The organism is Streptomyces sp. Ru73, from assembly GCF_002920575.1.
In the GTDB taxonomy this organism is placed as follows: Bacteria; Actinomycetota; Actinomycetes; order Streptomycetales; family Streptomycetaceae; genus Streptomyces.
The window spans coordinates 1-10,718 of sequence record NZ_PQSQ01000155.1; the positions used below are offsets into that span (position 1 = coordinate 1).

8 protein-coding genes are annotated in these 10,718 nt (G+C 75.2%); 5 read left to right on the forward strand and 3 right to left on the reverse strand.

What is annotated here, in order from left to right; translation table 11 throughout:
* On the reverse strand, positions 1-342 hold a 342-nt coding region (locus tag C3486_RS35050; RefSeq protein WP_146075124.1), incomplete at its 3' end, for an IclR family transcriptional regulator.
* 135 nt (positions 343-477) lie between these two features.
* On the opposite strand from C3486_RS35050, the gene C3486_RS35055 reads away from it, so the two are divergent.
* Genes C3486_RS35055 through dmpG form a run of 3 tightly spaced genes read left to right on the forward strand, consistent with a single transcriptional unit; the run spans position 478 to position 3,334 of the window.
* Positions 478-1,320, forward strand: a complete 843-nt coding sequence (locus C3486_RS35055; RefSeq protein WP_103836910.1) for a 2-keto-4-pentenoate hydratase — start codon at positions 478-480, stop codon at positions 1,318-1,320.
* Positions 1,317-2,306 carry an acetaldehyde dehydrogenase (acetylating) gene (locus C3486_RS35060; RefSeq protein WP_103836911.1) on the forward strand — a complete coding sequence of 330 codons (990 nt, stop codon included), beginning with the start codon at positions 1,317-1,319 and terminating at the stop codon, positions 2,304-2,306. The genes C3486_RS35055 and C3486_RS35060 overlap by 4 nt, the downstream gene beginning before the upstream one ends.
* Positions 2,303-3,334, forward strand: a complete 1,032-nt coding sequence (gene dmpG / locus C3486_RS35065; RefSeq protein WP_103836912.1) for a 4-hydroxy-2-oxovalerate aldolase — start codon at positions 2,303-2,305, stop codon at positions 3,332-3,334. Before C3486_RS35060 ends, dmpG begins: the two co-directional genes overlap by 4 nt.
* Before the next feature lie 97 nt (positions 3,335-3,431).
* Here the strand turns inward: dmpG and C3486_RS35070 are convergent, their stop codons facing one another.
* Positions 3,432-4,586, reverse strand: a complete 1,155-nt coding sequence (locus C3486_RS35070) for a macrolide family glycosyltransferase (RefSeq protein WP_103836915.1) — start codon at positions 4,584-4,586, stop codon at positions 3,432-3,434.
* Positions 4,587-4,848: 262 nt separating this feature from the next.
* Here C3486_RS35070 and C3486_RS35075 point away from each other — a divergent pair, with 262 nt between their 5' ends.
* Both C3486_RS35075 and C3486_RS35080 read left to right on the forward strand, forming a co-directional pair.
* Entirely contained in the window at positions 4,849-6,045 is a 1,197-nt protein-coding gene (locus C3486_RS35075; RefSeq protein ID WP_103836913.1) for a cytochrome P450, read from the forward strand.
* A gap of 194 nt (positions 6,046-6,239) precedes the next feature.
* Positions 6,240-7,106, forward strand: a complete 867-nt coding sequence (locus tag C3486_RS35080; protein ID WP_103836914.1) for a transporter substrate-binding domain-containing protein — start codon at positions 6,240-6,242, stop codon at positions 7,104-7,106.
* Positions 7,107-7,133: 27 nt separating this feature from the next.
* On the opposite strand, the gene C3486_RS37595 is transcribed toward C3486_RS35080, so the two are convergent.
* A partial coding sequence (locus tag C3486_RS37595; protein WP_308461293.1) for an SAV_2336 N-terminal domain-related protein occupies positions 7,134-10,718 on the reverse strand: 3,585 nt, incomplete at its 5' end.

Below are 10,718 nucleotides of genomic sequence, written 5' to 3' on the forward strand. Positions count from 1 at the left end.
GTCGTGCCCGTGGATGCGCTCCAGGTAGACCCCCTCCAGGCCCTCCCGCACCCCCAGGTGCACGGTCTCGCGCGTGGCCTCGAAAAGATCTTGGAGGAACGGCAGCGCCGCCTCCCGCAGGTCCCGCCGCCGCGGCACGAGCGAGCCCAGCTCGAAGAGCCGGTGCCCGAGGCGGTAGCGGCCGTCGCCGGTGCGCTCCAGCCAGCCCAGCTCCACGAGGTCGGCCGCGAGCCGGTGGACGGTCGGCTTGGGCAGGCCCGCCCGCTGCGCCAGTTCCGTCAGCCGGTACGGACCGCCGGTCGGGCGGAAGGACTCCATGATCAGCGCGGCCTTGCCCAGCATGCTGGCGCCCGTGTCGTTCCGTGTCACGGAACAAACATTGTCCCCTCCGAGGCGCCGCGTCTATACCTGAGCCCTCGCCGGGCCCCGCGGCCCGGGAGCCCGTACTCCGCCCCCTTCGGATCAGGAGGCCGCCGCATGCCCACCCCGCCCGAACCCGTCCGCCCGGACGACCCGCCGCCCGCCGTCGTCAAGGCCGCCGACATCCTGGCGGAGGCCGCCCGTACCGGCGTCGCCTGCCCGCCCGTCCGCGGCCTGCTGCCCGCGGACGACGTGGCCGCCGCGTACGCCGTCCAGCGGCTCACCGTCGAGCGGGAGCTGGCCGCCGGCGGCCGGATCGTCGGCCGCAAGACCGGGCTGACCTCGCCCGCCGTCCAGGCCCAGCTCGGCGTGGACAGCCCGGACTTCGGCACGCTGCTGGCCGCCATGGCGGTCCCCGAGGGCACCCCGGTACCGGCCGGACGGCTGCTCCAGCCCAAGGTCGAGGCGGAAGTCGCGCTCGTCCTCGCCGCTGACCTGCCGCACCGGGACTGCACGGTCGCCGACGTGCTGCGCGCGACGGACTTCGCGCTGGCCGCGCTGGAGATCGTGGACAGCCGGGTGGCCGGCTGGGACATCTCCCTCGTCGACACCGTCGCCGACAACGCCTCCTCCGGGCTGTTCGTCCTGGGCAGCGCGCCCGTCCCGGTGACCGGGCTGGACCTGCGCGGCATACGGATGACCATGACCCGCAACGGCGAACAGGTCTCGGCCGGCACCGGCGCCGACTGCCTCGGCAGCCCGCTCAACGCCGCCGCCTGGCTGGCCGGTTCGCTGGCCGCTGCCGGTGATCCGCTGCGGGCCGGCGACCTCGTCCTCACCGGCGCGCTCGGCCCGATGGTGCCTGCCGCGCCAGGCGACCTGTTCGAGGCCCACCTCTCGGGACTGGGCTCCGTACAGGCCCGGTTCGCGACGGACGAGGCGGATGGAGGGCACCGATGACCACTGGACCCCGTACCCCTGAGCAGCCGGCCCCCGGGTCGCGCACCAAGGTCGCGATCATCGGTTCCGGCAACATCGGCACCGACCTGATGATCAAGGTGCTGCGGCTCTCCGAGAGCCTGGAGATCGTCGCCCTGGCCGGCATCGACCCGGACTCCGACGGCCTCGCGCGGGCCCGCCGCCTCGGCGTCGCCACCACCCACGACGGCATCGAAGGGCTGGTGAAACTTCCGGAGTTCGAGGGCGTGGAGCTGGTCTTCGACGCCACCTCCGCCGGGGCGCACCGCCGTCACGACGAGACGCTGCGCGCCCTCGGCCGTACGGTCGTGGACCTGACCCCCGCCGCGCTCGGCCCGTACGTCGTGCCGCCGGTCAACCTGGAAGCCCATCTGGACGCACCCAACGTCAACATGGTCACGTGCGGCGGCCAGGCCACGATCCCCGTCATCGCCGCGGTCTCGGCCGTCACGCCCGTCCACTACGGCGAGATCGTCGCGTCGATCTCCTCGCGTTCCGCCGGGCCCGGCACCCGCGCCAACATCGACGAGTTCACCGAGACCACCGCCGCCGCCATCGAGCGGGTCGGCGGCGCCGCACGCGGCAAGGCCGTGATCGTCCTCAACCCCGCCGAACCGCCGCTGATCATGCGGGACACCGTGCACTGCCTGGTCTCCGCCTGCGACCCGGAGGCGGTCACCGCGTCCGTCGAGGAGATGGTCGCGCGCGTCCGGCAGTACGTCCCCGGCTACCGGCTCAAGCAGCGAGTGCAGTGCGAGACCGTGCCGCCCGGCGACCCGCTGCGCGCCCTGCTGCCCGCCGCAGCCGCCGCCGGCGACGCCACCAAGGTCTCCGTCTTCCTGGAGGTCGAGGGCGCGGCCCACTACCTCCCGGCCTACGCGGGCAACCTCGACATCATGACCTCCGCCGCGCTGCGCACCGCCGAGCGCATCGCCGCACACCGCACGAGCGAGGTGGCAGCACGATGACCACGCACCGGGAAGGCACCCCGGCCCTGTACGTCCAGGACGTCACCCTCCGGGACGGCATGCACGCCATCCGGCACCGCTACACCGCGGACCAGGCGCGCGCCATCGCCGCCGCGCTGGACGCGGCCGGCGTCGCCGCCATCGAAGTCGCCCACGGCGACGGCCTGTCGGGCTCCAGCATCACCTACGGCGTCGGCGCGCACACCGACTGGGAGTGGATCGAGGCCGTCGCCGACGCGGCCCGTACCGCCGTACCGACCACCCTCCTGCTCCCCGGCATCGGCACCGTCCGCGACCTGAAGCAGGCACACGCCCTCGGCATCCGCTCGGTGCGTATCGCCACCCACTGCACCGAGGCCGACGTCGCGGCCCAGCACATCGCGGTCGCCCGCGAACTGGGCATGGACGTGGCCGGGTTCCTGATGATGTCGCACCTCGCCGAACCCGCCGAACTCGCCCGGCAGGCAGCGCTGATGGAGTCCTACGGCGCGCACTGCGTGTATGTCACCGACTCCGGCGGCCGGCTCACCATGGACGGCGTGCGCGACCGCTTCCGCGCGTACCGCGACGTCCTCGACCCCGGCACCGAGCTGGGCATCCACGCCCACCACAACCTCGCGCTCGGCGTCGCCAACACGGTCGTCGCCGTGGAGGAGGGCGTGACCCGGGTGGACGCCTCGCTGGCCGGCCAGGGCGCCGGCGCGGGCAACTGCCCGCTGGAGGCGTTCATCGCGGTGGCCGACCTGATGGGGTGGCAGCACGGCTGCGACCTCTTCCCGCTGATGGACGCGGCCGACGACCTGGTGCGCCCGCTCCAGGACCGCGAGGTGCGGGTGGACCGGGAGACCCTGAGCCTGGGGTACGCGGGCGTCTACTCCAGCTTCCTGCGGCACGCCGAGACGGCCGCCGAACGGCACGGCCTGGACACCCGCGCCATCCTCGTGGAGATCGGCCGGCGCGGGCTGGTCGGCGGCCAGGAAGACATGATCACCGACGTCGCGCTGGACCTGGTGGCCGCACGGGGCTGAGACCGCAGGGCCGGGAACGGGAGAGCGGGCCGGTGCGCGCGGCGCACCGGCCCTTCCGCCGTACCGGGCGGCCGTCACTCCCGGAGCGCCCGCCGGGTCACGGCAGCAGCGACTCCACCACGTCGGCGGCCCGCTGCGTGCCGCCCTCCGCGAGGAGTTCGGCCCGCAGCGCCGCCGACCGCCGGGCCACCTCCGGGTCGGAGGCCAGCTCCAGCAGCGCGGTGCGCAGCGCCCCGGGGGTGGCGTCCGCGGTGTCGATCCGCCGGGCCACGCCCAGCGTCACCAACTGGTCGGCGTTGGCGAACTGGTCGGCGCTCTGCGGCACCGCGATCATCGGCACGCCCGCGTACAGCCCCTCACTGGAACCGCCCATCCCGGCGTGCGTGACGAACGCGTCGGCCTGCTCCAGGATCGCCAGCTGCGGCACCCAGGAGTGCAGTTCGGCGTTGGGCGGAACGGGGCCCAGCTCCGCCGGATCGGTGTCCTTCCCGATCTGCAGGACGACGTGCCAGTCCGGCAGGTCACCGAAGGCCGCCAGGCAGTTCCGGTAGAACTCCGGCTGCCGGGTGTAGGCCGAGCCCAGCGAGACCAGCAGGACGTTCCGGGCGTCGGCCGGGCGGGTCCAGGTGCCCTGGTCGCTCCGGTCGCCGAGGCACGGCCCGACGAAGGTCACCGCGTCGGTGTCCACGTCGTCGGCGTGCGGCTGCATGGCCCGCGGGATGGTCGCCACCGCCCGCACGGGACGCCCGGAGAAGGCCTCCGGATCCAGGGTCGTGGCCCCGCTCCCGGCCAGCCAGGCGGCGAACTTCGCGAAGTACGCGTCGGCCCCGGGCAGCGCCCGGATCTGCGCGGCGAGGTCCTCGGCGCTCGTGCCGCTCCACCCCACGAACGTCGGCGAGATCTGCAGCGTGGGCCGCCCCTGGGACTCGGCCAGCGCGCGGCCCGCGTAGCCGCCGATGTCGTAGAGGTACAGGTCCGCGGGGTCGTCGTCGTACAGCTCGTGCAGCTGCGGCAGCATCCGGACGGCGTCGTCGAGGAAGGCGGTCATTCCCTCGACCGGGTCCGTCGGCCAGTCGCGGCCGGTCACCGGCGGGAGGGTGGAGCGGTACGGGCGCAGCTCGGCGCCGGTCGCGGTGACCAGGTCGCCCAGGAACGGGTCATTGGCGTACGTGACGCGGTGGCCGCGGGCCACCAGCTCCCGGATGATCTCGATGCCGGGCAGGGTGTGGCTGACGACGGGGTTGCCGATCATCGCGATGTGGGCGCGGCGCGGCGACGTACCGGAGGTACGGGAAGACACGGAGGATCACTCGATTCAGGTCTGCGGAGAGAAGGACACAGCGGCCCGGCGCCGGTCGGAAGGCGCGGGCGGACGGCACGGCGGAACACACCGCCGGCGGGGCCGTGTCAGCCGTAGATCTGGACCTGGTGGTAACCCATGCCCCCACCGTAGCCTCGAGTGCCGGACGTGACCAACCGGATTTCCACCGTGCCGGACGACCAGGGGGAGCCACATGACGGACATCGTCGAACTGACGGCGCTGGGAGCGGACTTCACCAGCGACCCGTATCCGCACTACGCCGCGCTGCGCGACCGGGGCCCGGTGCACCGTACGCGGCTGCCCGACGGCCGGGAGGTCTGGCTGGTCGTCGGACACGAGGAGGCCAGGGCCGCGCTCGCCGACCCGCGGCTGCACAAGGACTGGTCGGCACACCCCGAGTGGCAGCCCGCCGAGGGCAGCGGCCAGCTCCTCGCCAACATGCTGCAGAGCGACCCGCCCCGCCACACCCGGCTGCGGAAGCTGGTCACCAGGGCCTTCACCGCGCGCGCCGTCGAGGCGCTGCGCCCCACCGTCCAGCAGATCACCGACGGCCTGATCGACACCATGCTCGCGGAGTCCGCCGACGGCCGCGCCGACCTCGTCGAAGCGCTCGCCCACCCCCTGCCCATGACGGTGATCTGCGAGCTGCTGGGCGTCCCCGACCTGGACCGGGAGCGGTTCCGGCGCTGGTCGGACGCGTTCGTCACCACCGACGGACCGGGCGGCACCGAGGGCACGGAGGCCGAACTCGCGCGGTACGTCGGGCAGCTCGTCGAGGACAAGCGGCGCTCGCCGGGACCGGACCTCTTCAGCACGCTCGTCCGCACCACCGACGAGGACGGCGACCGGCTCTCGGCCGACGAACTGGTGGGCATGGCCTTCCTCCTGCTCGTCGCGGGCCACGAGACGACCGTGGGCCTGATCGCCAACGGTGTGCTCGCGCTGCTCCGGCACCCCGACCAGCTCGCCGCGCTGCGCGCCGACTGGGGGCTGCTGGACAACGCCGTCGAGGAGATGCTGCGGTACGACGGGCCGGTGGAGACCAGCACCTGGCGGTACGCGGCGGAGCCGGTGGAGATCGGCGGCACGGTGCTGCCGGCCGGGGACACCGTGGTCGTCGCGCTGGGCTCGGCCGACCGGGAGCCCGGCCGGTTCGCGGCCGCTGACCGCTTCGACATCACCCGCGACACCCGCGGCCACCTGGCGTTCGGGCACGGCATCCACTACTGCCTCGGCGCTCCGCTGGCCCGCATGGAGGGCCGCATCGCCGTCCGCACGCTCCTGGAGCGCTGCCCGGACCTCGCCCTGGACGCCGACCCCGCCACGCTGGCCTGGCGGTCCGGCCTCCTCATGCGCGGACCCGTCCGCCTCCCGGTGCGGGTGCGCTGACCGGCACGCCGTACGCGGGAACCACCGCACCCCGGGACGGGCCGCGCACGCCGCGCGGCCCGTCTCCGCATCCGGGCGCCGCGTTCCAGTCCCTGGGCCACCCCTTCACCGAGCGGCCCCCGTCTGCCAGCCTTAAGCTCTTGATCTTGCCAAGACCGCTCTCGCCGGAGCCCCCGCCGCGCACAGGAGTCGCCATGAAGCGTGCCGTCACGCTGTCCGCCCTCGCCTGCCTTCTCGCCGCCACGGCCGCCGCGCCCACGGCCTTCGCCGACGGCGCCTCGCCGGACCCGTCCGCGACGCCCGCCGGCAAGGCCGCCAGGACGGCGAAGAAGAAGGCCGCGCCCAAGGCCGAACCGAGCCTGCTGGACACCGTTCCGCGGCGCGGCACCCTGCGGGTGTGCACCACCGGCGACTACCGGCCCTTCACCTCCCGCGACCGCAAGACCGGCACGTACAGCGGCATCGACGTCGACATGGCGCGCGACCTGGCCAAGAGCCTGGACGCCAAGGCGGTCTTCGTGCCCACCACCTGGGCGAGCCTGGTCGGCGACCTCGACGACGGACGCTGCGACATAGCCGTGGGCGGCGTCTCGGTCACCCTGCCGCGCGCCCGCAAGCTCGCCTTCAGCGAGCCGACCCGCACCGACGGCAAGACGCCGATCGTGCGCTGCGAGGACAAGAAGAAGTACCGCACGCTGGAGGACATCGACCAGCCGGAGACCAGGGTCGTCGTCAACCCGGGCGGCACCAACGAGGAGTTCGCCAGGTCGCACCTGAAGAAGGCGGGCATCACGGTCCACGACGACAACAACACGATCTTCGACGAGATCGTCGCGGACCGGGCCGACGTGATGATGACGGACGCCAGCGAGACCCTCTACCAGGCCAAGCTCCACCCCGAACTGTGCTCCGTGCACCCGGACGAGCCCTTCACCTTCGCCGAGAAGGCGTACGCGCTGCCGCGCAAGGACTTCCAGTTCAAGGAGTACGTCGACCAGTTCGTGCACCTGGCCACGCACGACGGCACGTACCAGAAGTACGAGGACGAGTGGATGAAGTGACGCCCCGCGGCGCCGCCCGGCGCGGCGTCAGGCGTCCGCGTCGTACAGCGCCGCGCAGGCCGCCCCCCAGCTGCCCGGGTAGTGGCGGTCGAGCGCGGTGAGTGCGTCCGTCAGGCCGGGGAGCAGGGTGCCGTACGGGTCGGTCAGCGGGTCGAAGTAGGAGTGGCCCGGCTGGGCGCCGGGGCGCTCGTCGCCGTCCGCGCGCCGGGCCGGCTCCGGGCCGAGCCAGGCCGCGCCCAGCGCCCGTGCCATCGCCGCCGACGGGTCGTCCTGGGCGAGCGGCCGGACGAGCCGGTGATAGCGGCGGACCGGTGAGTCGTCGGAGAAGAGCACGTAGTCGCGCACCGGCGCCCGCCGGACCAGATGGAACGCCTCGTCCCTGGCGCCCGGGTCGGCCGTCCGCTCGAAGACCCGGTGCAGGTACGCGGCAGCGGTGGGCAGGTCGCCGAGGGCCAGCGCGTGGTACGCGGCGACCGCGCCCTGGCCGTGGTCGCGGGCCCGCAGCCGCAGCGCGTCGTGCGCGTGCCGCCAGGTGAACCCGCTGGTCTCCGGCCGCCCGGCCAGCTCACGCAGGAGCAGGTGGCGCAGCAGCGGGTGCAGCTGGTCGGTCTGGCTGTCCTGGACCGGCGGGGTGAGCAGACCGTGCGTACGGAAGTGCGCCAGGGCGCCCTGCCCGCGGGTGTCCGTGTCGCCCCACAGGCCCCAGGCGGTGAACGCATGGTCCAGATCGACCGCGGCGGCGGCCCGCGGCAGCAGCTCCCGCACCTCGGCCGGCACGTCCCGCAGCAGGGTGTGCAGCAGGTCACCGGCCAGGTCCCAGCCGTCCCCCGCCGGCCGCTGCCCGGCCGGGGTGAACAGGCGGCGCAGCCGGTACGCCCAGTCGGTGTCCTCGGGGAAGAGCGGGAGCGCGTCCAGCAGTGCGGCCACCGCACCGGGGTGACCGCGCGTCAGGTCGTGCACGAGGCGGCCGAGCCAGGCGGCCGGGCGGGCCACGGGCGGCCGGGGCAGGCCGCGGGTGCCCTCCAGCGTCTCGGCGGCCAGCTCGGTGACCTCCGCGAGGGACGCCCCGGCGAGCTGCGCGACGACCAGGTCATCAGCGGTCCGAGTCTCCTGACGGTGTGTCAGCCGCCAGTGGGTCAGCTGGTACCGCAGGTCTGGGCCGGCCAGCTGGGCCGGGTCGACCTGCCGGGGCACGGTCCCTGCCGTGGCCACGGCCAGCAGCGGGTCCCAGGCCGGGGTGAAGCCGCTGTCCAGCGCGCGGGCCTCGGCCAGCGCCTGCAGCAGTTCCTCGCCCACCGGGCAGTCGGCGTTGTCCAGCAGCAGGAGGCAGTGCGTCCGGCGTTCGGTGGCGCGGTAGGCCGTCCGCAGGTCCGACAGCAGCGCCCTGAGCAGCACCTCGTCCACGGTCCTGGCGTCCGCCGGCCGGTCCGCCAGCCGCTGCCCGAGGAAGCGCAGCAGGTCGCGGTGGGTGCCGCCGCTGCGCCGGGCGACGCCGGCCAGCGCCCGCTCCAGGGGCCGCAGCCGCAGCCGCCCCTCGCCCATCAGCGGCAGCACCGCCCCGATGCCGGGCGGCGGCGGTCCCTCGCCGAGCGCGTCGAGGGCGGCCTGCAGTCCCGCGTGCACGGTCCCGGCGACGTCACCGAGCGGGAACCGCCCGAGCACGCCGCGCGCCGCCTCGCCCAGCTCCCGCACGGTGCGCGGCGAGGGCGCCAGCGCGAAGGCGATCAGCAGCCCGGCGAAGGAGGGGAACGCGAGCGCCGGGTGCCGGGGCGCCGGCAGCTGGAACTGACGGGCTGCCTCCAGCGCCAGTTCGGTGACCGAGGCGTACGTGCCGTCGGGCCCGTCCAGGTCCAGCCAGGCCAGCGGCGCGCCGAGCTCCTGGGCACGCGCCGCCAGCTGCCGCAGCAGCGTCGTCTTCCCGCCGCCGGGCGGCGCGAGGAAGAGGTAGGAGGGCAGTTCGCTGTGCGCGTGCGGGCCGCGGTCCAGCGACTCCAGCACCGCCGCCGTCAGCAGCTGCTCACCGCGCGCACCGTCCAGTGGTACGGCACCGGGCCACGGCACGGCGGCGTCGCCGTCCGGGACGCGCGGACCGGGGAGTACGCCGCGCGCGGGCGGCCGGGCCGCGGCCGGGCGGGACGGCGCGTGCGGCGGGGGAGCGGTCCGCTCGCCGGGCCCGGCCGCCGGTGACTGCGTACCGGCGTCCCGGGCGGGGCGGCGGGGGAGCGGGGTGTCGGTGCGCCCGATGCCCAGCCGCACCAGCAGCGCGTCGTTCACCCAGGCGAACGCCGTGGCGTGCTCCGGCAGCCGGTCCGGCCCGTCCGGACGGGCGATCCACGCGGGGAAGTCCGGTGAGCGGCCGACCAGTTCGTCCATCCGGCGGCCCACCGCCAGCCCGGTCTCCAGCAGTTCGGCGGTGGGCACGGTGTCCAGCAGTATGGCCTTCGTCGCGGCGGGGAAGTCGAACTGCCGCAGCCGCTCGGGCACGTCGTACTCGGCCGGGTGCGGCACCGCGCGCAGCAGCCCGCCGGAGAACACCTCGGCCAGGTGCGCGGTCTCGGCGGGCCAGGGCACCGACTCCTGCACCAGCCGCATGGCCGGCACGGACACCGGCGCCAGGGCCGCGAGATGGGCGGCGAGCCGGTACGCCTCGGGCGAGACGGTGTCCCGGAACCGCAGCACGGCCGTGGCCGCCGCATCGGCGCCCGGGGGCGGCGCCGGTGCCACGGCGGCGTCCTCACCGGCGGCCTCCGAAGCGGGCGCCGTGCGCAGCAGGGGGAGGACGGCCGTGCCGCCGGGCGAGGCGACCAGCCGGGCCCACTCCGCGACGGAGGCGGGGCGCGGCGCCAGCACGGGGATCGGCACTCCGCGGAAGGACGCCAGCTCGGGCGGCAGCCCGGAGGCGGTGACCTGCCAGGTGGCGTTGGCCGAGGCCCGGCCGCGCGAGGTCACCTCCCACCGGTCGGCGCGCACCCCCGAGCCTTTCCACATCTGCGGCGGCAGCACCTGCAGCACCGCCGTCGGGCCGCACCGGCCCCACCCCGCGAGCACCTCCTGCATGCGGCCGCCGCGCCAGGCCGAGCCGATGCCGTCGGTGACGACCAGGACCATCGTGGCGCCGGAGGGGTCGGCGAGCACCGCGGGGTCGCCGTTGGCCGGGCCGTCCCCGAACGGGCTGCCGCGCAGGGCCGGCCGTCCGCCGCCGCGGGTGTGCAGCCCGTACACCCGTACGTCCCGGAAGGCGCCGAGCCGTTCCAGTACGCCGCGCAGCTCGCCGCAGAGCCGCTGCCACAGCAGCATGGAGGTGCCGTCGTCGATGACCAGCGCGAGGTCCAGCCAGCGTTCGCGGGCCGGCAGGATCGCCACGTCCGGCAGCCCGGTCTCGGCCATCGCGTCCACCGTCGCGGCCTCGTCGACCTCCGTGCGGACCGGGCTCGGACGCTGCTGCTGGAGCGGGCGCAGCGCGCGGGAGAGCGCCAGCGCGTCGGTGACGGCCTTGCCCTCGGGCGCGCGGACGGACACCGCGGGGCGGCCGCCGGACCGCCCCGCCGGGGAGGCGGGCAGCGAGCCGCCGTGCAGGCCGTGCCCGGCGTCCGGCCGTCGGGGCGTGCGGGC

What these genes read in the sequence shown, in the direction of transcription:
- C3486_RS35055 (WP_103836910.1), top strand. Translation starts at nt 478, where the DNA reads ATGCCCACCCCGCCCGAACCCGTCCGCCCGGACGACCCGCCGCCCGCC.
- C3486_RS35060 (WP_103836911.1), top strand. Translation starts at nt 1,317, where the DNA reads ATGACCACTGGACCCCGTACCCCTGAGCAGCCGGCCCCCGGGTCGCGC.
- dmpG (WP_103836912.1), top strand. Translation starts at nt 2,303, where the DNA reads ATGACCACGCACCGGGAAGGCACCCCGGCCCTGTACGTCCAGGACGTC.
- C3486_RS35070 (WP_103836915.1), bottom strand. Translation starts at nt 4,586, where the DNA reads ATGATCGGCAACCCCGTCGTCAGCCACACCCTGCCCGGCATCGAGATC.
- C3486_RS35075 (WP_103836913.1), top strand. Translation starts at nt 4,849, where the DNA reads ATGACGGACATCGTCGAACTGACGGCGCTGGGAGCGGACTTCACCAGC.
- C3486_RS35080 (WP_103836914.1), top strand. Translation starts at nt 6,240, where the DNA reads ATGAAGCGTGCCGTCACGCTGTCCGCCCTCGCCTGCCTTCTCGCCGCC.